Origin of the sequence: Pseudomonas sp. SAS7, from assembly GCF_052112345.1 — a bacterium.
Lineage (GTDB): Bacteria > Pseudomonadota > Gammaproteobacteria > Pseudomonadales > Pseudomonadaceae > Aquipseudomonas > Aquipseudomonas putida_Q.
The window spans coordinates 29,051-55,499 of record NZ_JBEGGO010000003.1; the positions used below are offsets into that span (position 1 = coordinate 29,051).

General features: G+C 63.5%; 24 protein-coding genes. 5 read left to right on the forward strand and 19 right to left on the reverse strand.

The window, feature by feature from the left end:
• Nucleotides 1-8: 8 nt before the first annotated feature.
• The 8 genes from ABI582_RS05980 to ABI582_RS06015 all read right to left on the reverse strand — a co-directional run bounded on the left by ABI582_RS05980 (nucleotide 9) and on the right by ABI582_RS06015 (nucleotide 7,654).
• Nucleotides 9-1,571, reverse strand: a complete 1,563-nt coding sequence (locus ABI582_RS05980) for a GumC family protein (protein WP_442118642.1) — start codon at nucleotides 1,569-1,571, stop codon at nucleotides 9-11.
• Between the two features lie 19 nt (nucleotides 1,572-1,590).
• Nucleotides 1,591-2,706: a hypothetical protein gene (locus tag ABI582_RS05985; RefSeq protein WP_442118643.1), complete on the reverse strand. Its 1,116-nt coding sequence runs from the start codon at nucleotides 2,704-2,706 to the stop codon at nucleotides 1,591-1,593.
• Between the two features lie 24 nt (nucleotides 2,707-2,730).
• Nucleotides 2,731-3,288, reverse strand: coding sequence for a polysaccharide biosynthesis/export family protein (locus ABI582_RS05990; RefSeq protein WP_338744073.1), 558 nt, complete (start codon nucleotides 3,286-3,288; stop codon nucleotides 2,731-2,733).
• A gap of 265 nt (nucleotides 3,289-3,553) precedes the next feature.
• Nucleotides 3,554-3,730 carry an EPS-associated small membrane protein EppA gene (gene eppA / locus ABI582_RS05995; protein ID WP_016487266.1) on the reverse strand — a complete coding sequence of 59 codons (177 nt, stop codon included), beginning with the start codon at nucleotides 3,728-3,730 and terminating at the stop codon, nucleotides 3,554-3,556.
• A 251-nt stretch (nucleotides 3,731-3,981) separates the two neighbouring features.
• Nucleotides 3,982-4,524, reverse strand: coding sequence for a helix-turn-helix domain-containing protein (locus tag ABI582_RS06000; RefSeq protein WP_338744074.1), 543 nt, complete (start codon nucleotides 4,522-4,524; stop codon nucleotides 3,982-3,984).
• Between the two features lie 146 nt (nucleotides 4,525-4,670).
• Nucleotides 4,671-6,089 carry a short-chain fatty acid transporter gene (locus tag ABI582_RS06005; RefSeq protein ID WP_028613937.1) on the reverse strand — a complete coding sequence of 473 codons (1,419 nt, stop codon included), beginning with the start codon at nucleotides 6,087-6,089 and terminating at the stop codon, nucleotides 4,671-4,673.
• A 174-nt stretch (nucleotides 6,090-6,263) separates the two neighbouring features.
• Complete coding sequence (locus ABI582_RS06010) at nucleotides 6,264-6,920, reverse strand: CoA transferase subunit B (protein WP_016499568.1); 657 nt, start codon at nucleotides 6,918-6,920, stop codon at nucleotides 6,264-6,266.
• 35 nt (nucleotides 6,921-6,955) lie between these two features.
• Nucleotides 6,956-7,654, reverse strand: a complete 699-nt coding sequence (locus ABI582_RS06015; RefSeq protein WP_016499567.1) for a CoA transferase subunit A — start codon at nucleotides 7,652-7,654, stop codon at nucleotides 6,956-6,958.
• 140 nt (nucleotides 7,655-7,794) lie between these two features.
• On the opposite strand from ABI582_RS06015, the gene ABI582_RS06020 reads away from it, so the two are divergent.
• Entirely contained in the window at nucleotides 7,795-8,700 is a 906-nt protein-coding gene (locus ABI582_RS06020) for a LysR family transcriptional regulator (RefSeq protein ID WP_442118644.1), read from the forward strand.
• Nucleotides 8,688-9,509, forward strand: coding sequence for an aldo/keto reductase (locus ABI582_RS06025; protein WP_442118645.1), 822 nt, complete (start codon nucleotides 8,688-8,690; stop codon nucleotides 9,507-9,509). Before ABI582_RS06020 ends, ABI582_RS06025 begins: the two co-directional genes overlap by 13 nt.
• 168 nt (nucleotides 9,510-9,677) lie before the next feature.
• Here ABI582_RS06025 and ABI582_RS06030 read toward each other — a convergent pair whose 3' ends face one another.
• The 4 genes from ABI582_RS06030 to lexA are packed head-to-tail and all read right to left on the reverse strand — an operon-like array spanning nucleotide 9,678 to nucleotide 15,417.
• Nucleotides 9,678-12,758 (reverse strand): error-prone DNA polymerase, encoded by a 3,081-nt coding sequence (locus ABI582_RS06030; RefSeq protein ID WP_442118646.1) that lies wholly within the window; start codon nucleotides 12,756-12,758, stop codon nucleotides 9,678-9,680.
• The gene (locus ABI582_RS06035; RefSeq protein ID WP_442118647.1) at nucleotides 12,755-14,173 is read right to left on the reverse strand and encodes a Y-family DNA polymerase; all 1,419 of its coding nucleotides are present in this window, start codon (nucleotides 14,171-14,173) and stop codon (nucleotides 12,755-12,757) included. Before ABI582_RS06035 ends, ABI582_RS06030 begins: the two co-directional genes overlap by 4 nt.
• Before the next feature lie 6 nt (nucleotides 14,174-14,179).
• Nucleotides 14,180-14,800 carry a translesion DNA synthesis-associated protein ImuA gene (gene imuA / locus ABI582_RS06040; RefSeq protein WP_063424160.1) on the reverse strand — a complete coding sequence of 207 codons (621 nt, stop codon included), beginning with the start codon at nucleotides 14,798-14,800 and terminating at the stop codon, nucleotides 14,180-14,182.
• Nucleotides 14,800-15,417 (reverse strand): transcriptional repressor LexA, encoded by a 618-nt coding sequence (gene lexA / locus ABI582_RS06045; RefSeq protein ID WP_338744080.1) that lies wholly within the window; start codon nucleotides 15,415-15,417, stop codon nucleotides 14,800-14,802. The genes imuA and lexA overlap by 1 nt, the downstream gene beginning before the upstream one ends.
• Nucleotides 15,418-15,509: 92 nt before the next feature.
• Here lexA and ABI582_RS06050 point away from each other — a divergent pair, with 92 nt between their 5' ends.
• Together ABI582_RS06050 and ABI582_RS06055 are read left to right on the forward strand one after the other, a co-directional pair.
• Nucleotides 15,510-16,166, forward strand: a complete 657-nt coding sequence (locus ABI582_RS06050; RefSeq protein WP_338744081.1) for an HAD family hydrolase — start codon at nucleotides 15,510-15,512, stop codon at nucleotides 16,164-16,166.
• 282 nt (nucleotides 16,167-16,448) lie between these two features.
• On the forward strand, nucleotides 16,449-17,360 hold the full coding sequence (locus tag ABI582_RS06055; RefSeq protein WP_442118648.1) for a LysR family transcriptional regulator: 912 nt from the start codon (nucleotides 16,449-16,451) through the stop codon (nucleotides 17,358-17,360).
• Here the strand turns inward: ABI582_RS06055 and ABI582_RS06060 are convergent.
• The 4 genes from ABI582_RS06060 to ABI582_RS06075 all read right to left on the reverse strand — a co-directional run bounded on the left by ABI582_RS06060 (nucleotide 17,293) and on the right by ABI582_RS06075 (nucleotide 21,624).
• Entirely contained in the window at nucleotides 17,293-18,678 is a 1,386-nt protein-coding gene (locus ABI582_RS06060) for an MFS transporter (protein ID WP_442118649.1), read from the reverse strand. The genes ABI582_RS06055 and ABI582_RS06060 overlap by 68 nt on opposite strands.
• A 74-nt stretch (nucleotides 18,679-18,752) precedes the next feature.
• Complete coding sequence (locus ABI582_RS06065) at nucleotides 18,753-19,082, reverse strand: NIPSNAP family protein (protein WP_338744084.1); 330 nt, start codon at nucleotides 19,080-19,082, stop codon at nucleotides 18,753-18,755.
• Nucleotides 19,082-20,800, reverse strand: coding sequence for an FAD-dependent oxidoreductase (locus ABI582_RS06070; protein ID WP_442118650.1), 1,719 nt, complete (start codon nucleotides 20,798-20,800; stop codon nucleotides 19,082-19,084). The genes ABI582_RS06065 and ABI582_RS06070 overlap by 1 nt, the downstream gene beginning before the upstream one ends.
• Complete coding sequence (locus tag ABI582_RS06075) at nucleotides 20,797-21,624, reverse strand: SDR family NAD(P)-dependent oxidoreductase (protein WP_258651532.1); 828 nt, start codon at nucleotides 21,622-21,624, stop codon at nucleotides 20,797-20,799. Before ABI582_RS06075 ends, ABI582_RS06070 begins: the two co-directional genes overlap by 4 nt.
• Before the next feature lie 177 nt (nucleotides 21,625-21,801).
• Between ABI582_RS06075 and ABI582_RS06080 the strand changes: the two genes are divergently transcribed.
• On the forward strand, nucleotides 21,802-22,674 hold the full coding sequence (locus ABI582_RS06080) for a helix-turn-helix domain-containing protein (protein ID WP_442118651.1): 873 nt from the start codon (nucleotides 21,802-21,804) through the stop codon (nucleotides 22,672-22,674).
• A gap of 121 nt (nucleotides 22,675-22,795) precedes the next feature.
• Here ABI582_RS06080 and ABI582_RS06085 read toward each other — a convergent pair whose 3' ends face one another.
• The 3 genes from ABI582_RS06085 to ABI582_RS06095 form a co-directional block, all read right to left on the reverse strand.
• On the reverse strand, nucleotides 22,796-23,569 hold the full coding sequence (locus ABI582_RS06085; protein ID WP_442118652.1) for an IclR family transcriptional regulator: 774 nt from the start codon (nucleotides 23,567-23,569) through the stop codon (nucleotides 22,796-22,798).
• Nucleotides 23,570-23,637: 68 nt separating this feature from the next.
• Nucleotides 23,638-25,092 (reverse strand): amidase, encoded by a 1,455-nt coding sequence (locus ABI582_RS06090; protein WP_442118653.1) that lies wholly within the window; start codon nucleotides 25,090-25,092, stop codon nucleotides 23,638-23,640.
• Nucleotides 25,089-26,399, reverse strand: coding sequence for a citrate-proton symporter (locus ABI582_RS06095; RefSeq protein WP_063424149.1), 1,311 nt, complete (start codon nucleotides 26,397-26,399; stop codon nucleotides 25,089-25,091). The genes ABI582_RS06090 and ABI582_RS06095 overlap by 4 nt, the downstream gene beginning before the upstream one ends.
• Nucleotides 26,400-26,449 lie beyond the last annotated feature (50 nt).

The following is a 26,449-nucleotide window of genomic DNA, read 5'->3' on the forward strand; positions in this document are numbered from 1 at the left end:
TGCTTTCCCTATGCAAACCGAGATATGACTTTGAACAACAGCACATCCAGTGGCATGTAGAAGACGTGCACCAGCACTACCATGATAGCCGCCAACGCCAGTGCCGCCAGGATCAGCCAGTTACGCCAGCGTTTACGCCTGGCCACGTCGGCCCGGGTATCGATGTAGGGGATTGCCACCAGCACCCTTTTGCCCAGCAGGTTTTCCAGAGCGCCGACGCCGCGCACGCGCTGGTTGAGCATTTCCAGCAACATCACTAGGGCGCCGCCACCTGCCGGTGCCAGCACCAGGCCCAACGCAGCGATCTTCTTGCGATTAGGCTTGATCGGTTTTTCTGGCATCAGCGGTGGCTCCAGCAGCACAAAGCGCTCGGCCTTGTTCTCCTGCTCCAGGCTTTCGGTAATCTTCGCGCCCATTTCCTTGGCGCGGATTTCTTCATACTTCTTGCGCGCGTTATCGTGGTCACGCATCAAGGTCACCAGGCCACGCTCGACCTGCGGCGCCTCGAGGATTTCGGCCTCGTAGCCCTCCATCTTTCTGGTCAGCTCGCGCTTCTGATCGGCCAGCGAGCTGATACGTTCCTGGGCCGCGCTCATCTTGGCGCGAACGCGGGCCACGTCGAGGCTGACTGTGGACGTGGTGGCCGTGCGCCCGCCGCTGGCTTCGAGCGCCTGGATCTTGCGCTTGACCGCCACCACATCCGGGTGGGCATCCTTGTAGCGGGTCAGCAACCGGGCGTATTCGGCCTTCAGGCTTGGCAGGTCCTGGGGCTGGTCGGCACTGGCTGGCTTGCTGCCTTCAGTAGCCTTGGTGGCCAGGCCGGCATTGGCCGCCGACAGCTCCAGCTCCAGGTAGCGCAGTTCTTCCTGGGCGGCCTTGTAGTCACGGTCGACCTCGCGGAACTCCAGCTCCGAACGCGAGAGCATGTTCATGCGCAGGGTCTGGTGCTCTGGCAAGGCATTGGCGTGGGCTTGCTTGAAGTCGGCAAGCTGGTTTTCCAGGCTGGCCAGCTCGGCGCCCAGCTTGTTGGCCTCCTGGGTAAGAAACTCGGTGGTTTCGTTGGCCCGCTCGGTGCGCTGCTTGAGGTTTTCGTTAAGGAACAGGGTGACCAGTTCGTCGGCCACTTCCTTGGCGACTTCCGCCTGCTTGTGTTCGAAGGATACATTGAACGCAACCGTCGCCTCGCCTCGCCCGCGCACGAACGTGGTGAGGGTTTCGACCACGATGGCATTGCGCATCTGGTCGATCTTGTCGGACTCGCTCAAGCGCTTGTCGGCGAACAGGTTGTACTTGTCGATAATGCGCAGCAGGTTCTCGCGGGTCATCACCCGCTGGCGAATCACCTCGATGCGCTCATCGGCAAAGCTGGTGGTGTTGGTCGACACCAGCTCGGGGGAAATCTGCTGTGACTCCACAAGGATGGTGCCGGTCGACTGGTAGAGCGGCGGCACCATCAACGCGACCGCCACGGTCGCGGCAAGAATGACTACGGCACTCACCCCTAACACCAGGGCCCTGTCCTTGATAATGGCGATGTAATCTCTGATGGAGAGTTCGTAGTCAGACTTCATGGGGCCACCTGCCTGAAGTTCAGATGTCGGGGTACCTGTACGTCAACGTCAAACCAACGATCGTAGCGGTTGCATCGGGCGCCTGGTCTTGTTGCCGCTCCTTGTACATCAGCGACAGGCGCAGGTCCCAGTACGGCGAAAACTGTCGGCTGGCCCAGACGCTGTACGTCTGCAATGTGTTGGGGCTCTGCCCTTTGCTGTCTTGCCAGGCAGCGTCAGCGCCCACCCGGTCCAGTTCGGTGAGGGCGTAACTCCACACGCCACGCACCTGGTCCAGCTCGGCAAAGCCGCCTTCAGCGCTGGCCACCGTGCTGCGCTCGGCGGTCAGGCTGGCAATGGCACGCGTGCCGGTGTACAGCAACGCCACCCCACCCTCCCCGCGTCGGCCGCCGTCATCGCCAGACACCTGGTTGACGCCAATGTGGGCATCGGCGCTCAGGCCTTCGGCAAGCTGGTACTTGATGCCGACTGCCGGGGTGTAGCTGTTGGACGCGGTCGCGGTAAGGTCCTGCTCGGGCTCATAGCGTCGGGCACCGAAGCGGGTATACACATCGGCCCGCTCGCTCCAGGCGTAGGTCCAGGTAAACACGTTTGCCAGTTCGTCGTAACCCGTCAGCGTACTGATGTCATAACGGGCACGGCTAAAGGTGGTTTCGTTGCTCAAGGTGCTGCGCTCGGTAACCGCCTGGCTCCAGTTGCCGGTCAGGGTGTAGAGCTTTTGCGTACCGTCTGTAGTGATCACCCCGGTATCCAGCACCGTCCCCGACAGCGTCGAGCTTTCGTTGTAACGCGCCACCAGGCCGAAACGCCCACGCTCGGTGGTGCGCTGCCAGCCCAGGCTGATATCAGGGTCTTCACGGTCATCGACCACATCCGTGTCGGACGAGCGCAAAACATGCATGCCCAGCCCCAACCTCAATTCGTCCTGGCCGAAGGTACCGATCAGGGTGTAGTCCGGCGCGATGATCGTGCGCGTTACACCCTTTTCCCCCGATGTCAGCAACAAAGGGTTGCTGTCATATTCGACGGATGTCGGTACTACCACCGTAGACTGCCAATTTGCCGCCAGGACTGCGTCCGTGAACGGCAAGACCAAGATTGCCGTTGCAATGCTAGTTGTTCTAAGAAGAGGCATTAAGTGTTCTTATTAAAGGCAAGATCAAGGAACGACCAGCGTATCGCCAGCCTGAAGTTGGATGTTGGTGGACATGTCCCGCCCAGACACCAGGTCCTTATATCGCACGGGCAGGATCTTTTGGGAAGCGCCGGTGCCGCGAACCACCTTGATATCGCTTTCGTCAGCAAACTTGTCCAGGCCGCCCGACATGCTCAGCGCCTGAAGCACTGCGGTAGGGCCCGCCATCTGCACGGGGCCCGGCTTGATCACTTTGCCTTGGACATAGACCAGGTTGCCGGCGATGCTCTTGACGACAACGCTGACGTTCGGGTCGGGGAGGAATTTTTCGAGTTTGGCAGCCACTTGCTTTTCAACTGCCGTTACATCCAGCCCGGCAACATTGATGCGCCCGGCCAAGGGAAAGGTAATACTGCCATCGGGTAGTACGGTGGCTTCTTGACGCAGGCTGTCTTCCTGCCACACCGAAACCATCACCACATCACCGGGGCTGAGCAGGTAAGCCGCACCGCTCTGATCGGCGTTGCCGGCACCGGACCATACGGCCAGCACACAGAATGCGGCAATCAATGAACGCATCATGAGGGTCCCTCCGGCCAAATGGCCCGAAAAAGAGCACTGAATGAGAACAGCACACCAACTCTCGCTCTGCTTCGCGGCTTAAACCCGCCGCGATGGCCCGTCCTTCCTGGAGGCCCCAACCTTGACGCTTTACAGGTAGGCTGCCTTGCTCTGCAACCAAGGCCTTTCAAGGGCTACTGGGAATATAGCAACGGTTGGGAAATTCACAAGCCAGGCCCTGGGCTTGGAACAACCTCTGCCCGCTCTAAAAAGAAGGCGGTCAGCCTCAGATTTTTCTTCTGTTTGCCACCAGCACAAAGCCAACAACCGCGAAGGCCAACAACCAGCCGGCGGTTGAAACAGGAATGATACTGTTTTGGTTTACATACGAATCGGCCGCACGCGCAGCACCACTCAGCAACACCAGCAAGAACATCGATTTGATAATCAGAGTCGTGCGCATACGCCCCTCCAAAAAAACAGGAAAATCAATTAGTTATTTGCTCGGTGTGGCGGGAGTTGTTTCGCTGTTGACTTGAGCTTATGGGCACAATGACACTACGTCAATGATCCGACACCATAATAAAATTCAATGGGAGATGGGGGTATTCGTCAAAATACCGACATGCAAATTATGCAAAGAAATGCCGCTGCGGTGGAGGCTGCGTTTCACGGATGAGAATACGTGGGGGCGTTGCCCTGCCCCCTGAGGTTTTATTCGTCTGCGTGGTGAACCACGACCAGCAATTGCGCCGGCTGGGCACCTACCGAGCGTAGTCGATGCGGTGTCTGGGCGTTGAAATGCAAGGCATCGCCCTGCTCCAGCAGCACCCGTTCGTTCATGAAATCCACCTCCACCTGGCCTGTGTGCACGAACAGGAACTCCTCGCCCAGGTGTTCCTTGAAGGTGGGGTCGCTGAACTCGTTCGGCGGCTGGATCAGAAACGGCAGCAGGCTGCGCTGCCCGACCTGGCTGGTGAGGGCTGCGTAGCCCGGTCCTTGCCCATCGCCTACCAAGGCTTGACGTTCGCCATGGCGCACAAGGCTGTAGCGGCTCTGGCCGGCCTGCTCTTCAGCGAACAGCTCTTCGACATTGACGTTCAATGCCCGTGCGAGCTTTAGCGCCGCGGCAATCGAGGGTGTATTCAGGCCGCGCTCGACCTTGGACAGGTAGCTTTTGGTCATGCCGGTCTTCTCGGCCAGCATTTCCAGGGTCATTCCCAGTTTCTTACGCAGCAGTTTCAATCGGATAGACATGTGACGCGGGTTTCCCAGGCTGAGGCAGCCTGGTAATGATACGTGGACTGCCGGCGAAATGCTGGGGCTGCTTTGCAGCCCATCGCCGGCAAGCCAGGCTCCCACCAATAAAGCATCACTTTATGAGCATGCACCGTACCCTGCCTTCATGGCATCACAGGCGGTACGTACTGCAGCGTCGTACCCAGCGCCCACAGCAACACCAGCACCAACGGCACATGCACCAGCAACTGCACGAACGAGAAGCCGATCAGGTCGCGTGCCTTGAGCCCCAGCACGCCCAGCAGCGGCAGCATGTAGAACGGGTTGATCAGGTTCGGCAAGGCTTCGGCAGCGTTGTAGATCTGCACCGCCCAGCCCAGGTGGTACTGCAGGTCGTTGGCCACCAGCATCACGTACGGCGCCTCGATGATCCACTTGCCACCGCCCGAAGGGATGAAGAAGCCCAGTACCGCCGAATACACCCCCATCAGCACGGCATAGGTGTCATGGGTGGCAATCTGGGTGAAGAACAGCGAAATATGGTGGGCCAGCGTCTGTTCATCGACACCCTTCACCTGGGTGAGAATGGCCGCGATGGAACCGTACAGCGGGAACTGGATCAGTACTCCCGTGGTGGTCGGCACGGCGCGCGCCACTGCGTCAAGAAAGCTGCGCGGGCGCCAGTGCAGCAAGGCACCGAGCATGATGAACAGCAGGTTGTAGGTATTCAACCCGGAGATCGCGGTAATCGCCGGCTTGGTGGCGAACTCCTGGTACAGCCAGCCAGCGGCCAGGGCCACCAGCAGCAGGATCAGGATCGGGCTGTGCTCCAGCCACTCACCGGGGCGGGTGCGCTGCGGTGTAGGTGGCGCTGTGAAGCTAGGGTCGACGCCGCAGTCTTCGGCACTGCGTGCGCTGTTCGGGCCAGGGGCCGTGGCATAGGCGATCACCAGCGAGACCAGCACCAGCGCCAGCAGCATGACGCCAGACTGCCAAAGGAAGATGGTTTCGGTGAACGGGATGACCCCGGTAATCGACAGGATCGAAGGTGGCAGGCTGGCCGGGTTGGCTTGAAGCTGCGCCGCCGACGATGACAAACCCAGTGCCCACACCGCGCCCAGGCCCAGGTAGGCGGCCGCGCCAGCGGCGCGGTAGTCCATCTTGAGTTCGGTGCGCCGCGCCAGGGCGCGTACCAGCAAGCCACCGAATACCAGCGACAGCCCCCAGTTGAGCAAGGAAGCCAGCATCGAGATCAGCGCTACCCAGCACACTGCCGAGCGACCATTTCCAGGGATGCGCGCCAGGCGATCGATCAGCCGCGCGGCGGGCGGCGAGCTGGCCACCACATAACCGCCAATGACCACGAAGGCCATCTGCATGGTGAACGGGATCAGGCTCCAGAACCCGTCACCAAAGGCCTTGGCGGTGTCGGTCGGCTTGGCGCCCATGGCCAGGGCACCGATGCACACCAGCAGCACCGCCAGGGCGGCGAACACCCAGGAGTCGGGGAACCAGCGTTCGGCCCAGTTGGAACAGCGCAAGGCAAAGCGCGCGGAACGGCTGTCTTGGATTTCAGCGGCCACAGTTGAATTCCTTTTATTGGTTTTATCGGATAAATCAGCAAAAACACAAAACCCCTGTAGGAGCAGCCTTGTGCTGCGAAGAGGCCAGTACAGACAAACATTATGTGAATGCCTGCACTGGCCCCTTCGCAGCACAAGGCTGCTCCTACAGGGGAATGTATGAAGCCCGTTGAATCAGAAGGTCATTTCCTTCACATCATCCGGCACGATCAGCTTGCCGGCGGTTTTCGCGATGATCTCTTCAACGCTCACTCCTGGCGCGGTTTCACGCAGGATGAAGGCGCCGTCTTCGATTTCCAGGTAGGCCAGGTCGGTCAGCACCTTGCGGATGCAGCCGGCGCCGGTCAGCGGCAGGCTGCATTGCGCCAGCAACTTGGACTCACCGTCTTTGGAGGCGTGGGTCATGGTGACGATGATGTTCTCGGCGCCAGCCACCAGGTCCATGGCACCACCCATGCCTTTGACCAGCTTGCCGGGGATCATCCACGAGGCGATGTTGCCTTGCACGTCCACCTCGAAGGCGCCCAGTACGGTCAGGTCGACGTGGCCACCGCGGATCATGGCGAACGATTGTGCCGAATCGAAGATCGAGGCGCCGCGGCGGGCGGTGACCGTTTGCTTGCCGGCGTTGATCATGTCGGCGTCGAGGGTGCTTTCGGTAGGGAATTCGCCCATGCCGAGCAGGCCGTTTTCCGATTGCAGCATCACATCCATGTCTGCGGGTACGTAGTTGGCCACCAGGGTCGGAATGCCGATGCCCAGGTTGACGTAGTAGCCGTCTTTCAGTTCACGTGCGACGCGTTGCGCCATCTGTTCGCGGGTCAGTGCCATGGTCAGGGTCTCTTTGTTGTTCTGGTGGATGGCGCTCAGGCCTTGACGGTGCGCTTTTCGATACGCTTCTCGAAGGTGCCGACGATGACACGGTCCACATAGATGCCCGGGGTGTGGATTTCGCTGGGCAACAGCACGCCGGGTTCGACGATCTCTTCCACTTCGACCACGGTGATCTTGCCGGCGGTGGCCGCCAGCGGGTTGAAGTTTTGCGCGGTGTTGCGGTACACCACGTTGCCGTAGTGGTCGGCCTTCCAGCCCTTGACGATGGCGAAGTCACCGGTAATGGATTCTTCAAGGATGTACTTGCGGCCCTTGAACTCGCGCACTTCCTTGCCCTCGGCAACCGGGGTGCCGTAACCGGTGGCGGTGAAGAACGCCGGGATTCCGGCACCGCCGGCGCGCATCTTCTCGGCCAGGGTACCCTGTGGGGTCAGCTCCACGTCCAGCTCACCGCTGAGCAGCTGGCGTTCGAACTCGGCGTTTTCGCCCACATAGGAGGCAATCATCTTGCGAATCTGCCGATCTTCCAGCAACACGCCCAGGCCAAAGCCGTCAACGCCGCAGTTGTTCGACACCACGGTCAAGCCCTTGACGCCGCGTCGCTTGATTTCGCTGATGAGGTTTTCCGGGATGCCGCACAGGCCGAAACCGCCGGCCAGTACTGTCATGTTGTCGGTCAGGCCTTCAAGGGCCTGTTCATAGGTTGCAACGCGCTTGTCCAGTCCGGCCATGCTGATCCGCCTTTTGTAGTTGTAGAACCGACGAGGCTGTCGGTGAGCGTGTGCAGACATCTTCACCGCACGCGACTGATTTGTTAATTTTGTTTTCATCATCGATTGATAACTTTTACAAAACAAACAATAGGCCTGTCATGAACGTCAAGCAACTGCGTGCCTTTGTCGCCGTAGCCAAGTACCAGAGCTTCGCCCAGGCCGGTGAGCACCTGCATATCTCGCAGCCCGCCCTGAGCCTGACCATCAAGGCCCTGGAAGAAAACCTCGGTGGCGCCCTGCTCAGCCGCACCACGCGCAGCGTCAGCCTGACCGCCGAGGGCGAAGTGTTGCTGCCGCTGGCACGGCGCCTGCTGGCAGACTGGGACGACACTGAAGAGATGCTGCGCCAACGCTTCACCCTGCAACTGGGCCGGGTGTCGGTGGCGGCCATGCCAGCCTTTGCCGGCAACCTCCTGCCCCACTCGCTCAAGGTATTTCGCCAGCGCTACCCCAAGGTCAACGTCACGGTGCATGACGTGATCAACGAGCAGGTGCTGGAACTGGTACGCCATCGCCGCGTCGAACTGGGCATCGGCTTCGAGCCGGAAAACATCGACGGTCTGGATTTCCACCCGTTGTACCTGGACCGCTTCGTAGCGGTGGTACCGGCCGACTCGCCCCTGGCGTTGCTGCCCCAGGTCAGCTGGACACAGCTGATGGCCGAAGACTTCGTGGCCCTGCAACGCCCTTCGGCGGTGCGCCTGCTGATGGAGCAGAATGTGGCCGCCCACCACGGCAAACTGGCCGTGGCATTCGAGAGCCACCAGTTGGCAACCATTGGCCGCATGGTCGCCAGTGGCCTGGGGGTCAGTGCCGTACCGGCGCTGTGCATCAACCAGATGCAGGAGCTCGGCGCCCGCTGCATCACCTTGGTGGAGCCCATGGTCGAACGACGCATCGGCGTGATTGCCCTCAGTGAACACAAGCTTTCCACCGCAGCGCAAGCGCTGCTTGAGGTTGTGCTTTCCAATACCCGCATCCCGGAGGTGACATGCGTTACGTGAAACTGGCAGGTTCGAGCGTTCCGGCCATTGGCCAGGGCACTTGGTACATGGGTGAGGACCCCGGCCGCAAGGCTGCCGAAGTGGCGGCCCTGCAACAGGGTATCGAGTTGGGCCTGACCCTGATCGACACCGCCGAGATGTATGCCGAAGGCGGCGCGGAAGAAGTGGTTGGCCAGGCCATTGCCGGGCGCCGCGACCAGGTGTTTCTGGTCAGCAAGGTGTACCCGCACAATGCCAGCCAGCGCGGCATGGCGGCTGCCTGCGAGCGTAGCCTCGCCCGCCTGGGTACCGACTGCATCGACCTGTACCTGCTGCATTGGCGTGGCCAGCACCCGCTGGAAGAAACCGTCGAAGCCTTCGAGCGCTTGCGCGAGCAAGGCAAGATCAAGCGCTGGGGCGTGTCCAATTTCGACCTCGACGACCTGCGTGAACTGCACAACCCTGAATGCGCCACCAACCAGGTACTGTACAACCCGGCGCAGCGTGGCATCGAATTCGACTTGCTGCCTTGGTGCGAAAAGCGCGCGCTGCCGACCATGGCCTACTGCCCGCTGGCCCAGGCCGGGCGCTTGCTGCAGCACCCTGTGCTGGCAGAAATTGCCGAGCGCCATGGCGCCACGCCGGCCCAGGTCAGCCTGGCCTGGGTGACCCGCAGTGATGGGGTGATCGCCATCCCCAAGGCCGTGGCGCCCGAGCATGTTCGGCTGAATGCAGCCGCAGGTTCGCTGACCTTGAACAGCGAAGACCTGCGGGCAATCGACCGGGCGTTCCCGGCACCGACGCGCAAGCAGCGGTTGGCGATCGTCTAACTACTCACGCGGTACTTCACGCGGTACTTGTAGGAGCGGCCTTGCGCCGCGAAAGGGCCGCAAGGCGGCCCCAGCAATGGATGCGGCGAAGCTGAAAATCTGGGGCCGCTGTGCGGCCCTTTCGCGGCGCAAGGCCGCTCCTACAGGGGGGCAGTGTTGATGCGCAACTCAGTGAAAATCCCGGCTGCGAACATCAAGCCCTTGCAGCAACGGGGTCACATCCTCCAGCCGCCGGGCAATCAGGTGCCGCACGCCGTTCTCCTGTTCCAGCCGCCCACTGACCTTGAGCAGCTGCGCCCCCACCAACGCTCGCCGCTGCCGTTCTGCAATGTCCCGCCACACCACCACGTTGACCATCCCGTGCTCGTCTTCCAGGGTGACAAAGGTCACTCCGCTGGCGGTCTGGGGCCGTTGGCGGCCTACTACCAGCCCGGTCACGGCAATGGTGTCGCCATGCTCGACACCTTGCAGCTCACTCGAACTGCGACACCCCAGCGCCCTCAGGCGTGAGCGCAACAGTGCCAGCGGATGCGGCCCCAGCGTGGTACCCAGGGCCTGGTAATCGGCCATCAGGTCTTCACCTACAGTTGGCACAGGCAAGTCCACTGGCGTTTCAGGCACTGGTTGCACCTCGGCGAACAGGGGCAGCTGCGGCTGCACTGCCGCCACCTGCCAGCGTGCCTGGTGCCGATCACTGGCCAAGGCACGCAGCGCCCCGCCATCGGCCAGGCGGGCTCGGGCCCTTGAATCGAGCCCTGCACGCAGGCACAGGTCTTCGACATCGCGCCAGAGCCGTTGCGCCCTCGCCTGCTCCAGGCGCCTGGCATCGGCCTCGGCCAAACCGCGCACCAGGCGCAAGCCCATGCGAATAGCCAATGTGCCTTCAGCATCAGGCTCGAGGGTGCAGTCCCACTCGCTGTGGCAGACATCAACCGGTCGCACCTCGATACCCTGGCGCCGGGCTTCTTGCAGCAACTGGTCAGGGCTGTAGAAGCCCATGGGCCAGCTGTTGACCAGTGCGCAGGTGAAAATTGCCGGTTCATGGCACTTCAGCCAACTGCTGGCATAGCACAGCAAGGCAAAGCTGGCCGCGTGCGATTCCGGGAAGCCATAGCTGCCAAAACCCTTGATCTGCTCGAAGATGCGCTCGGCAAACGCCAGGTCGTAACCATTGCGCAGCATGCCTTGCACCAGCCGCTCACGGTGCGGTTCCAGGCCACCGTGGCGCTTCCAGGCCGCCATGTTGCGACGTAGCTGGTCGGCCTCGCCCGGCGTGTAATCGGCGGCAACCATGGCCAGCTCCATCACCTGCTCCTGAAACAGCGGCACACCCAAGGTACGCTCGAAGACTTCCTTGAGCTGCGGCGATGGGTAGGTTACCGGTTCCTGCTTCAGCCGCCGGCGCAGGTACGGGTGCACCATGTCGCCCTGGATCGGCCCGGGGCGGACAATCGCCACCTCGATGACCAGGTCATAGAACGTGTTGGGCCGCAGCCGGGGCAGCATGGCCATCTGCGCCCGCGACTCGATCTGGAATACCCCCATGGTCTCGGCGCGGCTGATCATTGCGTAGGTGGCCGGGTCTTCGCCGGGAATGGTGGCCAGGGTCAGTTGCTGGCCGCGATGGTGTTGCAGCAGGTCGAAGCAGCGGCGCAAGGCACTGAGCATGCCCAGCGCCAGCACGTCGACCTTGAGCAGGCCGACCATGTCCAGGTCGTCCTTGTCCCACTGGATCACAGTGCGCTCCGCCATCGCGGCATTTTCCACCGGCACCAGCTGGTCGAGTGGCTGCTGGGAGATGACAAAGCCGCCCGGGTGCTGCGACAGGTGCCGGGGGAAGCCGATCAGCTCGCCAGCCAGCACCAGCACCCGCCGCAGTGAAGGGCTGCCGGCCTCAAAGCCAGCTTCGGCCAAGCGCTGGTCATCGGGAATGCGGTCGCTCCAGCGACCACAGCACTTGGCCATGGCATCCACTTGGTCTGCCGGCAAACCCAATACCCGCGCTACATCGCGTACCGCACCCGCGGCATGGTAGGTGTTGACCACCGCCGTCAGCGCCGCACGGTGCCGACCATAGCGGCGAAACACATACTGGATCACTTCTTCGCGCCGGTCGTGCTCGAAGTCCACGTCGATATCAGGCGGCTCGTTGCGTTCACGCGACAGGAAGCGCTCGAACAGCAGGCGATGCTGCATGGGGTCGAGCTCGGTAATACCCAGCACGAAACACACCACCGAGTTGGCCGCCGAACCGCGGCCCTGACACAAGATGCCTTGGCTGCGGGCGAAGGCGACGATGTCGTGCACGGTCAGGAAGTAACTTTCGTAACCCAGTTCCTCGATCAGCGCCAACTCCGTGGCCAGCACCTCACGCACCTTGTTACTCGGCCCGCCTGGCCAGCGTAGCGGCAAGCCTTGCTCGCACAGTTCACGCAACCAGCTTGCCGGGGTATGGCCCTCGGGCACCAGTTCGCGCGGGTACTGGTATTTCAACTCGCTCAGGTCAAATTGGCAGCGCTCGGCAATGGCCAGGGTCTCGGCCAGCAGGTCGGCAGGATAGAGTTCGCCCAACTGTGCCTGGCTGCGCAGGTGCCGCTCGCCATTGGCAAACAGAAAGCGCCCGGCCTCGGCGACCTGGCAGTGCTGGCGGATGGCGGTCATGCAGTCCTGCAAGGCACGGCGACCGCGCACATGCATGTGCACATCGCCACAAGCCACGGCGCGGATACCCACTTCAGCCGCCAGGCCTCGCAAGCCTTGCAGGCGCAGGGCATCGTCACTGCCCCGGTGCAGGTGCACGGCCAGCCACAGGCGTTCGCCGAACACACTGCGTAACCACTCACCCGTGGCAGTGTCGGCGCAGTCATCGGCCACCCATAGCGCCAGCAGGCCTTGATGGTGTTGTTGCAGGTCGTCGCGAAACAGCTGGTACTCGCCCTTTTGCGCCCGCCGGCGGGCCCGCGTGATCAGCGCGCACAAACTCTGGTAACCGGCCAGGTTCTCTACCAGCAGCACCAGCTTGGGGCCGCCCTGCAAAAGCACCTCGCTGCCCACGATCAGCCGCAGTTGGTGCTCTTTGGCAGCCTGCCAGGCACGAACGATGCCAGCCAGGGTGCATTCGTCAGTGATCGCCAGGGCCTGGTAGCCCTGTTCACCCGCGCGCCGGAACAGCTCGTCAGCGCTCGACGCCCCGCGCTGAAAGCTGAAGTTGGACAGGCAATGCAGCTCGGCATAACCCTGCTTGCTCATGCGAACCACCCCTGCAGCCACAGCGGGCCGGCCTGGCCCAGGTCGCGGTAGGCCCAACCGCGCAGGCCATCACGGGTTTCGATGCGGTAGTAGTCGCGGCGCACGTCGCCGCCATCCCACCAGCCCGACTCGATGCGTTCGGCCTGGCCCTGTACCTGGTAGCTGGCGGCGTCCAACGCCATCGGGGCTGGCAGTAGCCAGCCGGGGCGAGTGCCCGGGGCAACCGGCATGCTGCCTTGGGCGCCTTGCTCGGTCAGCTGCCAGGCGCATTCGGGGCGGTGATCAGCTGCCGCGCTCAGCCCCTTCACGGCCTCATCCCCCAGGCGAGCGCGCAGCCGCTCGCGCAATTGTTCCCAGGGTTGCGCCTGCTGCGCACGAGGGTCGAACAACGCCTGGTGCTGGGGCACGAAGGGTGGCAGGTCCTCGGCAACCAGCCGCACGTTGCGCACGGGTGCGGGAATGCGCAGCGGCTCCAGGCGCCCACGGGTCAGTTCGAACAGCATGGAGGCATCGCGTTCGGCAGCCAGCAGGCCTACCGTGAGCAGGGTGTCCGGCCCTTCGGCATGTTCCAGGTGCAGGCAAAAGCGCTGTACGCCGCAGTCGCGCCCGGCGAGGAATGCGGCAAGGTCGTTGAGCATGCGCCGCAGCGGGAACAACAGCGCCTGGTGCGACTCGACATCGAAGTTCAGCTCCAGCCGGGTTTCGAAACGGTCCGGTGGCTGGTAGAAGTCCAGCCCCAGATTGCGCAGGCCAAGCAGCTGGTCGAGGTGCAACTGCACCTGGGGCGCAAAGCGCTTGGCCAATGTATCGCGCGGCAAGGACAGTACCTGGCCCAGCTGGCGCAGGCCCATGCGGGCAAAGGCTTCGGCGGCGTCTGCCGGCAAGCCGATGCGGGTGATGGGCATGCCTAGCAGCGCCGCTCGGGTGGCGTCGGCATCGCCCACGGCCAAGCCATCATGACCATTGGCAAGCATGCGCGCCGCTACCGGGTTGCTGGCCAGGACGATGCGTTGGCGCAGGCCCAAATCTGCCAGCTCCTGACGCAGACGTGCCTCGAACAAGGGCCAAGGGCCGAACAGTTGCAGGCTGGAGCCTACTTCCAGGAGCAACGCCCGCGGGTAATGCAAGCTGACCTGGGCACTGAAGCGATAGGCCCAGGCCGCCAGCAATTGCTGCAGCTGCTCGATACGCCTGGGGTCGGCCTCGACGCAGGTGAAGCCATCTGCCAGGGCACGTGCCGCTGTAAGGGTCTGCCCTGCCCGCAAGCCGAATGCGGCCGCTGCCGGACTGACCGCTTGCAATACCCGACGCTGGGCAGGCCCGCCAAGTAGCACCAAGGGTGTATCAGGGTCGTCACGCTCACGCAGGACCGTGTCCAGCGCCAGCTGCGGGAGGAGGATGCAGGCCCAGAGCATGGTGCATCAGCCCCTCCCCTGGCAGGCAATGGGCAGCGCCGGAGGCATGCCACCCCGGCTTTTCAACACACGCCACTGCGCGGGACGGGTGTCGACGGCAATGCGCAGCGCTGCCGGCGATGGGTTGTGTGCTGCCTGATGCGGCCGGCAAGCGAATGCCAGCGCTTGGCCGGTTTCCGCAGCCACCTGCAAACGCCGTAGGGCCCGGTCATCGGCACGTTCAGGCCAGCACAGCACCGCCGCGCAACTGCCCGAGCGCAGGCACTGCTCGGCCGCCCACAAGGCATCGGCAGGGGCGGCATCTACCTGCACCAGCCAGCGCAGGTCTACCCCGGCTGCCTGCCAGGCCGGTGCGTAAGGGATGAACGGCGGCGCCACCAGTACTACCCGGCTGCCTTCAGTACTCAGCCGCGCCAGTGTGGGCCACAGCAGTTGCAGTTCGCCGCAACCGGGGCTGGCCAGTAGTAACTCGCTGAGTGCCGCCGTCGGCCAGCCGCCTTCAGGCAGGCGCTCGTCAAGGGCCGCATGGCCGGTCGGCTGCAAGCCGAGTGGCCGTGCCTGGGCCTGCCGACCGCGCCAGACACGGCGCTGATCGAGCAGCCTGTCGAGGTCGACCACTGCGCCCATCAGTCACGCCTCAGCAGGCCGCAGAACACGCCTTCGATGAAAAAATCCTGTTCAGGCTGCACATCGATGGGTGCATAGGCCGGGTTGCGCGGCAACAGCCGGTAACCGCTGCCCTGGCGTTGCAGGCGCTTGATGGTCACTTCGCCGTCCAGGCGCGCCACCACGATCTGGCCATCGCGGGCGTCGGCCTGTTGCAGGATACCGACCAGGTCACCGTCGAAGATGCCGTCGTCGACCATCGAATCGCCACGCACTTTAAGCAGGTAGTCAGGGGTGCGGCGGAACAGGCTGGGGTCGATCAGCAGCTGTTCGTGGATATCGAGGTCCGGGCCGATGGGGGCACCCGCCGCCACCTGGCCCAACACTGGCACTTCAAGGATTTCCGGCCGACGCAGCGGTTCGGCCAGGCGAATGCCCCGCGCCTGGTTCGGCGTGACATCGATATAACCGGCCTGGCACAAGGCGGTGATGTGCTTGCGCGCAACGCTGCGCGAAGCAAAACCGAAGCGCGTGGCGATATCCGCCAGGCTCGGTGGCTGCCCTTGATCGGCAATGCGCTCGCGGATGAATTCGAAAATAGCGCGGCGTTTAGGGGTAAGATTGTCCATGGAGAACATTTGTACTCTTTTCGGAGCACGCTGAACAGCCCCCTTTGTCGCCAGCTTTGGTTATGATCCCCTGGCTTGTGTTTTCTTGATCTGGATACCCCATGCTGACCGCCCTGCTGTTCGATCTCGACGGAACCCTCACCGACACCGATACCCTGCACCTGCAGGCTTTTCGCCAACTGCTGCGTGAACAGGACGGCCGTGAGCTGAGCCAGGAGCAGTTCGATGCCCAGGTCAGCGGCCGCGCCAACGGCGAGCTGTTCGCCGAGCTGTTCATAGGCGCGAGCGTCGAGCAGTGCCAGGCGCTGGCCGATCGCAAGGAAGCATTGTTCCGCGACCTGTCGCCGTCTCTTGAACCGATGCCAGGCCTGTTGCGCCTGCTGGAGCATGCCAAGGCCCATGACATAGGCATGTGCGTGGTGACCAATGCACCGCGGCTTAACGCCGAACACATGCTGAACGCCATGGGCCTTGGCCAGCATTTCGAGCATGTGCTGGTGGCCGAGGAACTGGCGCGGCCCAAGCCAGACCCGCTGCCCTACCTCACCGGCCTGCGGCGGCTGGGCGCCGAGGCCGGGCAGGCGCTGGCCTTCGAGGATTCACTGCCGGGGGTGGCGGCCGCCAGTGGTGCGGGGATATTTACCGTGGGCGTGGCCACGACGCAGACGCCGGAGCGGTTGCTGCAGGCGGGTGCCAAGCTGGTAGTGAATGATTTCAATGATCCGGCATTGTGGGCGTTGATCGAGCGTATGGCTTGAGGTGTGGGGTGTGTTTGAGACCGAGCGCCGCCCGCGCGGCGCTTCGCAGCACAAGGCTGCTCCTACATCTGTTTCGGGCCAATGATTCCTGGGGTCAAGGCGCGCGGCCCTTTGGTGTTCACCTCGATACCGTGTCGAATAAACAAGGCGGTCGCGCACGTTGGCGCAGGCGTCACTGGCCCGAAACAGATGTAGGAGCAGCCTTGTGCTGCGAAGCGCCGCGCGGGCGGCGCTCGATTTCAAACACCCCATAACTCTATAGCCATACTCACCCAGGCCCCCATGCTGATCGACGAAGAACTGACCCTCAAAAAGCTGGAAACCTTTCTCGCCTTCATGCGCAGCGGCAACCTCGGCCGGGCGGCTGCCGAGTTATCCACCAGCGCCGTCAGCGTGCACCGCGCCATCCACTCGCTGGAGAGCGCCCTGCGCTGCCCGTTGTTCAAGCACGAAGGCCGCCAGCTGATCCCGCTGGAAAGCGCCTACGTGCTGGAAAAGAAAGCCCGGCAGCTGATCCAGGACGCCGAGCAGATGGTGCGCCAGACCCGCGAAGCCGCAGGGTTCTACGCCGAGCGCTTCCGCCTGGGTGCGCTCTACTCGCTGACGGTAAAAACCGTGCCCAAACTGGTCATGGGCCTGAAACTGCGCCGCAGCGAGCTGAACATCGACCTCACCCTGGGCTCCAACGTCGACTTGCTGCAGCGCCTGAAAAACCACGAGCTGGAAGCTGTCCTGGTGTCACTCGACGAAAGCGTCAGCGACCCGGCCTGCGAGCAGCTGCCGCTGTTCTCCGACGACATCTTCCTAGCTGTCCCCACCGACTCGCCCTTCGCCGAACAGGCCGAGGTGGATCTGGCCGACCTTGCCGACTCCACCTTCATCACCCTGACCCAGGGCTTCGCCACCCACCGCGATGGCGCACGGGTGTTCCAGCAGGCCGGCTTCGAGCCCAAGGTAGCCATGCAGGTGAATGACATCTTCACCCTGCTGAGCATGGTCAGCTCGGGTGTGGGCTTTGCCCTGCTGCCCGGGCGTATCGCGGCGGTGTACGAAAACCGCGTCCGGCTGATTGCCTTGAAGCCGCAATACCGCTTGCAGCAGCACATTGGCGTGGTGTTTCTGAAGGCTAGGGAGCGGGAGCCGAACCTGCTGGCGTTGCTGGCGGAGTGCCGGATGTACAGCCTTGAGCGCTAAACCGTAGCGCAGCATTTCGCCCCTGCAGCCATACTGCCAATGCCGCCAGCGCAGCAGGCAACAGCAGCGAAGCGAACACTTGTTCAAAACTCCAGCCCAGCGCCAGCATCTGGGCCCCGGCAAAGGCGCTGAGCACGGCGCCAATGCGCCCGATGCCGCTCATCCAGCTGGCCCCGGTTGCCCGTGCCTCGGTGGGGTAAAAAGCCGCCGCCAATGCATTCATGCCAACGCTCGCGCCATTCAGCCCAAAGCCGACGGCGCAGGCAATGGCGCACAGCCAGGCAAAATCCCCTACCACCTGGCCAATAGTGAAGATGACCGCGCCACTGAACAGAAAGGTGAGCATCAGTACGCGCTGCGGGTTACAGCGATCCATGGCCCAACCTGTTGAAATTGCCCCGACCGGGCCGCCGATCTGGAAACAGGCCGTGACAATGGCGGCTTCAGACACCGAAAAACCTCCGCCCTCCTTCACCAGTGTCGGCAGCCAGCCGCTGAACAGGTACACCAGGAACAGCGCCAGCACGTAGCCAGCCCAGAGCATGCAGGTACCAAAGCGGTAGCGCGGCGAGAGGATGGTGCCAATCGCGCCGCCAGTGCCCTGGGGTTTGGCGGGCATGACGAATGTACTGTCGGCATTGACATGTTCAGGGGCCAGGCGGCGGACAATGGCCAGAATGCGCTGGCGGTCTGCGCCTTTGCTGACCAGGAAGGTGACCGATTCTGGCAGCCGCCAATACAGCAACGGCAGGACCAACAGCGGCAACACCCCGCCCAGCACCAGCACACTGCGCCAACCCAGGTTGGGTATCATCCAGGCGCTGACGAAACCACCCATCGCCGCACCCAGGGAGAACCCGCAAAAGGCCAGGGTGATCAGCAGCGAGCGGCTGCGCGCCGGGGCGTATTCGCTGACCAGGGTGCTGGCATTGGGCATGGCAGCACCCAGGCCCAGGCCGGTAAGAAAACGTAGCGCGACCAGGGTTTCCAGGTTTGGGGAAAAGGCCGAGGCCAGGGTCCAGATGCCGAACAGCAGCACGCTGCACAGCAATACCGCCTTGCGCCCGTAGCGGTCAGCCAGGGGGCCGGCAATCAGCGCGCCAAGGGCCAGGCCGATCAGCGCAGCGCTCAATACCGGGCCCAGGCTTTGCGCATCCAGGCCCCAGTCGCTTTTCAGCTGCGGGGCAATGAAGCCGATGATGGCCACGTCCAGGCCGTCCAGGGCAATGATCAGGAAGCCGAGGAACACTACCCATTTCTGGTAGCGGCCGATGGGTTGCTGGTCGATCAGTTGGCGCACGTCAAGTGTGTTGTTCATGGGTATCACCTGTTGTTGTTTTTATGACGGTGTTTCGGGGCCGCGTTGCGGCCCAATCGCCAGCACAGGCAACATCACTGCCTGTCGAGGCTGCGCAGATACACAGGCCTGATGATCCGTGTTTCCTGCGCCACCACCAGGTCACGGGTGGCATGCAGATAAGCAGCAAAATCCGGGTCGGCATCCCGCGCCGCGCTGCGCTTTTCAAAGTCATCGAGGCTGTCATAACCCCACAGGTGCACCACCTGGTTCAGCGGCCCGATGCTACTGGTGTAGAACGCCAGCGGTGCGCCGAGGTGGCGCAGCAGGATCGGCATCGCCAACTGGTCGAAGGCTTCGAGAAAGGCCGCCATGCAGCGCGGCCGGATGGTATAGATGCGGTGATCGACCACTGCCTTGTCCATCACGCCACCTCCCGCGCATTGCCCGCCGCCGCCAGCCCCTGCGCCACACCAGCCAGGTGGCGCCCGGTGATGTAGCCAAAGGTCATGATCGGCCCGAGGGTAATGCCGGCACCGGGGTAGTTGCCGCCCATGATGCTGGCACGGTCGTTACCCACCGCATACAGCCCTTCGATGGCCTGCCCGTCGGCGGCCAGCACTTCACCGACCACGCTGGTGCGCAGCCCGTCGAAGGTGCCCAGATCGCCCATGATGACTTTCACCGCAAAGTACGGCCCCTCGCCCACTGGCGCCACGCAGGGGTTGGGCTGTTGCTGTGGGTCTGCCAGGTAGCGGTTGAAGCTGGTACTGCCGCGGCCGTACTGGCGGTCCTCGCCCTGTACTGCGCCAAGGTTGTACTCGCGCACGGTCCGCTCCAGCCCTTGTGCATCCATACCAGCCTTGCCTGCCAGCTCGGCGAGGGTCTGGCCCTTGAGCAGGTAGCCGTTACGCAGCAATTGCCCCAGCGGCATCGGTGCAGGCTTGGCAAAGCCCAGGCCATACTTGGCCAGGGTGCGACGGTCGCACACCAGCCACATGGCGGTTTCCGCCTGCCCGGCGCAAGCCTCGATCAGCGCTGCGCCCACGTCGTGGTAGGAGTTGGACTCGTTGGTGAAACGCCGACCAGAGCGCAGCACCCCGATCACACCTGGCTTGTAGCGGTCCAGCAGATGCGGAAAGGCGATGTATCGTCCGGCACCTACCGGCACCTTCGACACGGGCATCCAGGCGGCTGGCGCTTGCAGGCGGATATCCACCTTGGCTCCCAGCGCCTCGGCCATGCGAGCGCCATCGCCGGTATTACCCGCTGGCACCGGTGAAAAATGCTCACCACCACTGCGCACATGTGGGTAGGCTTGGCGCAACCGTTGCAGGTCATGGGAGAACCCACCACAGGCCAGCACCACCCCGCGCCGTGCCTGAATGCGCAGTTCGATGTCGCCTTGCCCGGCCAGTGCCCCCACCACCCGCCCACCGTCGCGCAGCAGCTGCCGCGCCGGGGTGCCGGTGAGGAGCGGGATGCCCAGGTCCAATGCCGAGCGCACCAGCCGCGCCGCCAAGGCATTGCCGCTGGTAACCTGGGTACCGCGGCGATACAGGGCAAGCTCCTTCAGGTGGGTGAGCAGGCGCCTGGCCACATACACGAACGAAGTCAACGAGCGGGTAACGTTGAAGAAGTGCTTGAGGTCGGCATTCGACGAGTTGAACATCATGCCGATGAAGGTGATGGTCTTCAGTGGCGGGCGCAGGCGGGCCATGTCCGGTCCCAGGCCGCGGATGTCGTAAGGTGCGGCCAGTATCGAGCGGCCCACATCGACGCCACCCTCGACTTGTGGGTGATAGTCGGGGTACAGCGTGGGCACGAACTTCACGGCGGTTTCCCGCTCGAAAAAGTCCACCATCTGCGGCCCGTAGCGCAAGAATGCCTCGACCCCGGCCGCGTCAAAGCAGGCACCGGTTTCGTTGCGCAGGTACGTCATGGCCGCCTCAGGGCTGTCGTTGGCGCCGTGCCTATTGCCGGGCACCCACAACACACCGCCGGAAAACGCCGTGGTACCGCCAAAGCAGTCGTCTTTTTCGATGACGATCACGTCAAGGCCATGCTTCTTTGCAGTAATGGCGGTCGCCAGGCCACCCGCACCCGCACCGATAACCAGCACATCGCAGTTACGTGTGGTCATGCGCGTGCCCCCTCAAAGCCCGGCCGCGGGATCAGCGCCATGGGCATGCTTTCGAGGCCGCCATCCACGGTCAGCTCTGCACCGTTGATGTAGTCGGCGCGCTGGCTGGCCAGGAACAGCACGGCTTCGGCGATATCCTGCGGTTCACCAATGCGCTGGTTGGCGGTCATGGCGCTGCGCTGGCGTTCGATCTGCGGGTCGGCATAAAACGCTGCGGACAAGGGTGTGCGGATCAACCCCGGGCAGACTGCATTGCTGCGTACACCGCGCGGCCCCCATTCCACGGCAATCTGCCGCGACAGCATGCTGACCCCGGCTTTGGCCGCGCTGTAGGCACCGCTATTGGGTTGCGGGTAATGGGCGGCGATCGAGGCCACGTGCACGATACGGCCCTGGCCACGGGCCAGCATCGAACGGCCGAAGGCCTGGGCACACAACAGGTAGCCCGTGAGGTTGACCGCCAGCACCTGGTTCCACTGCTCCAGGCCCAGCCCGTCCAGCGCACCGGGGCGCAGCACGCTGGCATTGTTGACCAATACATCGCAGCGCCCATGCAGCGCCTGAACCTGAGCGGCGGCCTGCTCCACGCTGGCCGGGTCGGCGATGTCACAGCCCAGGGCGCTGACCTCACCGACGCTGTGTTCACCTAGGGTGGCAGCCAGTTCACGGCATTTGTCCAGGTCACGGTCCAGCAGGACCACATGGGCGTGCTGCCCGACCAGGGCGCCGGCCAGCGCCGCGCCAATACCACCGGCGGCACCGGTTACCACACAGACGGCCGAGTCCAGGCCCAGCCATTGAGAGGGGATCTTGTTGTTGTGCATGCTGCTCTCCAGAGTGTCGCTTCATCTGGGCCACAGCCTAGGGCCGGCAGGCACAACGGCAGAATGGACAAAACCTGCAACCAGCCCCACATTCCCGACAATTTTCGCCCTGCCGCCTGAAGCCTGCAGGCAGCTGTGGCACAGTAGCCAGGAACCGAACAGAACAATTACAACAACATGAACAAGATCCCCAACTACGCCCTGTACGGTGAAACCGCGCAACCGGTGTGGCATGAAGCCCTGCATGTGGAGCAGATCTCCCAACGCTCTGGCGCACACAACTGGGAAATTGCCGCGCACCGTCATGAAGGCTTGCTGCAGCTGCTGTACCTGCAAAGCGGCGGCGGTGAAGTACTGTTCGACAGTGACCGGCTCCAGGTACAGGCACCCTGCGTGGTCTATGTACCGGCGCAAGTGGTGCATGGTTTCCATTGGGCTGACCAGGTCGAGGGCCTGGTGATCACCGCCGCCCAGCACCCGCTGGAAAGCATTACCCAGGTGCTGGCACCCCACCTGCTGGTGCAGGTGCGCAAACCACAGGTGATCGCCCTGCCGTCGTGGGCAGCCGACGAAGACCCGTTGCTGCCGCTGTGCATGGCCTTGCGCGAGGAGTACCACAACCGCGCCCGTGAGCATGTGGCCAGCAGCATGGCGCTGTTGCTGACGTTGCTGATTCAGGTGCTGCGCCATGAACCGCACATGCCCCACGGTGGGCTGCGCCCAGTGTCAAGGCGCAGCCAGCAGCTGACCGCTTTCCGTGAATTGGTGGACATGCACTACCGCGCGCACTGGCCACTGGCGGACTACGCCGCCGAGCTCGGCATGACCCTGGCTACGCTGGGGCGGTTGTGTCAGGAGCACCTGGGCATGACGCCCATGAACGTGATCAATGCCCGGCTGGTGCTGGAGGCCAAGCGCATGCTTGGGCATTCGAGCCTGAGTGTGAAAGAGATCGCCCATGAGCTGGGGTTTGCCGATGTGGGGTATTTCAGCCGGTTCTTTCGCAAGCATGCGGGGGTGAGCCCTAGCGGGTTTCGCGAGGGCCAGTAACATCTGCCGGCTTTTGCTGTGGCCTGCACTGGCCTCTTCGCAGCACAAGGCTGCTCCTACAGGTATCGCGTGCTGATGTAGGAGCAGCCTTGTGCTGCGAAGAGGCCGGCACAAGTCAGCACTAGATCGCCAAGGCCCGCTGCACATCGTCTACCGTGGTCGCCAGGCTGCTCAGGTGCAAATTCATTACTCGCTCAACCGGCGCCTGATCCAGCGGCCAGTGCAAGGCAATGCTCCCGGCCAGGCGCCCTTCGGCATGCACCGGCAGCGCAATGGCGCGGATCAGGAATGGCAAGCGCACCGGGTACTCCCAGTACCCTTCTGTCCGCTGGCCAAAGCCCTTGTGTGCGTCTTCTTCGATGTTGCGCAGCACCGTGTCATCGCGCAGCCGCTCATGGGCCGCCAGGCGTTGCACTTCATCGACCGCCAGCTCACCCAGACAGGCCCGCCCCATTGCCGAGTGAAACAGGCTGGCATGGTGGCCGACGATCTGGCAGGTATGCGGGTACCGCTTGCGCAATACCTGAGGGATGGCGCTTTCCATCACCTCCAGCCGCTCGCCGTCGAAACACGACAGGTCCACCACCAGCCCGGTGCGCTCGCTCAGGTCCAGCAGCATCGGTGCAGCACTTTCCACCAGGCGCCGCTTGAAGCGCATCTGCCGGTCACCGAACAGCCGCCGCGCGCACAGGCGATAACGCCGGTCGCTGAGGCCACGGTAGACCCAGCCCTGCTCCTGCAAGGTGGCCAGCATGCGCGACGCCGTGGCCTTGGGCAGGCCGGTAAGGTAATGCAGTTCTTCCAGGCCCAGCGCCTGGTGCTCGCCCAGCAGGTCGACAATGGCCAGCGCCCGCTCCACCGAACGCACGCCGCCACTGTCTGCCGTAATGCCCATGGGTATGACCTCCCTGTAGCTGGATGGTCAGCATAGCCAGCAAGAACCGCGCCTGCCCAGTGCTTTCATCAGGCCTGCAGGCACGGTGGCGGGCGCCGCTCAACCCACCGGGTCAGCTGCTCATGGGCGTATGCCAGTTGCAACACCGCATGATCGGCCTGGGCCGGGCCTATGATTTGCAGGCCCATGGGCAAACCGGCGCTGTTGAAGCCGACCGGCACACTGATGCTCGGCAAGCCGGCCAGGGTCGGCCCGATCACCACCTCCATCCAGCGATGGTAGGTGTCCATCGCCCGCCCCCCGACCACCGTCGGCCACGCCAGTTTTGCATCGAAAGGGAACACCTGGGCGGACGGCAACAGCAGGTAGTCGTAACGTTCGAACAGGTTGGCCAAGGCGCGGTACCAGTCACTGCGGTCCAGCGAGGCCTGGTACAGCGAGGCCGCGCTCAGTTGCAAGGCGCCCTCTACCTCCCACTGTGCTTCGGGCTTGAGCAAGGCGCGCCTGGCTGGGTCGGCATAGGCAGCGCCAAGGTTGCCGTGCACCAGGAAGTGGCGGTGGGTGAGCCAGCATTGCCACAAGCGCGCCGGGTCGAATGCAGGCTGGCAAGCCTCGACCCGGCAGCCCAGTTCGGCGAAATCGGCCAACGCTGCTTCACACAGGCCCAACACCCCGTCATCCATCGGCAGGTAGCCGTTGTAGTCACCCAGCCAGCCAACCCGCACACCCCGAAAATCGCGCTGCAGCCCTGCGGCGAAATCGCGGCGGCCCTCGCTCAGCGACAGCGGCACCCGTGCATCAACGCCTGCCTGGGTCGACAACAGCCGCGCCACATCCACCACGCTGCGCCCCATCGGCCCTTCGGTAGCCAGCTGCTGCACGAACAGTTCGGGTGCCGGACCATGAGGCACACGGCCCTGCGATGGGCGTAGCCCGAACACATTGTTGAACGCCGCCGGGTTGCGCAGCGACCCCATCATGTCGCTGCCGTCGGCCACCGGCAGCAGGCGCATGGCCAGCGCCGCTGCAGCCCCGCCACTGCTGCCGCCGGCCACCCGCTGCGGGTTGTAGGCATTGGTGGTGGTACCGAACAGGGTGTTATAGGTTTGCGAACCGAGGCCGAACTCCGGCACGTTGCTTTTGCCAACGATCAGCGCCCCGCTCGCCCGCACCCGCGCCACGCTGATGGCGTCATGCTCAGGTACTTGTTCGGCGAACAACGGCGAGCCCAGGGTGGTGCGCAACCCGGCAGTGGCAGCCAGGTCCTTGATCGCCTGTGGCATGCCGTGCATCCAGCCGCGGGAATGGCCTCGCGTCAGCTCACGGTCACGCTCATCGGCCTCGGCCAACACCGCCTCGGCCGGGCGCAGCGACACCAGTGCGTTGACCTGCGGGTTGCAGCGTTCGATATGCGCCAGGTAGGCCTGCATCACTTCCCGGCACGATACCTGCCGGGCATGGATGGCCTGGGACAAAGCTTGGGCATCAAGGGCAACGATGGGGTCGATGGCTAACGGCTTCACGGTTTTACTCCAAGGTTGAAAGTGGCAGGCTTGCCCGCCCGGGGTGCTTCTTTCAGGCAATAGGTACCCAGCAGCGTCAGCAGGCAGGCGAACAGCACGTAGAACGACGGTGCCACCGGGGTAGCGAGCACCTTGGTAAGCCAGGTGACGATCAACGGGGCAAAGCCGCCAAACACCATCACCGCTACGTTATAGGCCACCGAGACACCGGTGGAGCGCACCTCGACCGGGAACTGCTCGGCCAGGGCGGTCGGGGCCGGGCCAAAGAAGCCGCCGATGGCCGTGCACAGCAGTAGTTGCATCACCAGCAGGCGCTCCAGCGAAGGCGCAGCGGCCACCCACACATACAGTGGGTACACCATCACGAAAAAGGCCAAGGTGAAAGCCATCAGCACCGGGCGCCGGCCCACCCGGTCAGACAACGCCCCTGCCAGAGGAATGACCACGGTCATCAGCCCCACGGCCAGCATCTGCACCAGCAGCACCTGGTCCAGCGGCAGCCCGAGGCTCTTGTGGGCGAAGGTCGGCATGTTCACCAGTACCACGTAGAACGACACCGTGGCGCCACAGGCCAGCCCCATCGACACCAGCAGGCTGCGCCGATGCTCACGCAGTACTTGCCACAGGCTAGGTGACTGGCCCTTGGCCTGGCGGCGCGCCTCGACGAACTCCTCGGGCTCTTCCATATGCTTGCGTATCCACAACCCGACCGGGCCGATCAGCAGGCCCAGCACGAACGGGATGCGCCAGCCCCAGCTGTCCAGCGCCTCAGGCGAACACAAGTGCGTCACCAGGGCCACCATCGCAGCCCCGGAAAACACCGCCAGGCACTGCCCCACCAATTGCCACGAGCCATAGAGGCCCTTGCGGTGTGCAGGCGCGCTCTCCACCAGAAACGCCGTGGCGCTGGCGTACTCGCCACCGGTGGCAAACCCTTGCAGCATGCGCGCCACCACGATCAGCAGCGGCGCGGCCATGCCGATGGCCAGGTAGTCGGGGGCAAAGGCGATCATGGCGATCGACACGGTCATCAGGCGGATAATCATCTGCATCGCCGCCTTGCGGCCCTTGCGATCGGAGTACATGCCCAGCAACACGCCACCCACCGGGCGCATGAAAAAGCCGACGCCAAAGGTGGCCAGGGCCATCAGCAGCGAGGCGTACTCGTCGTCGGACGGAAAAAACTGCCGGGCGATGATGCTGGCCAGAAAGCCGTAAACAATAAAGTCGTACCACTCCAGGGCGTTGCCGATAACGGCGGCGACCACTTGCCGGGTACGCGACACGCCGGTGCTCGAAGTCTGCATAGGGAACACTCCACACAAGGATTGGGTGATCGCCCAGGCGCGGTCGCGCC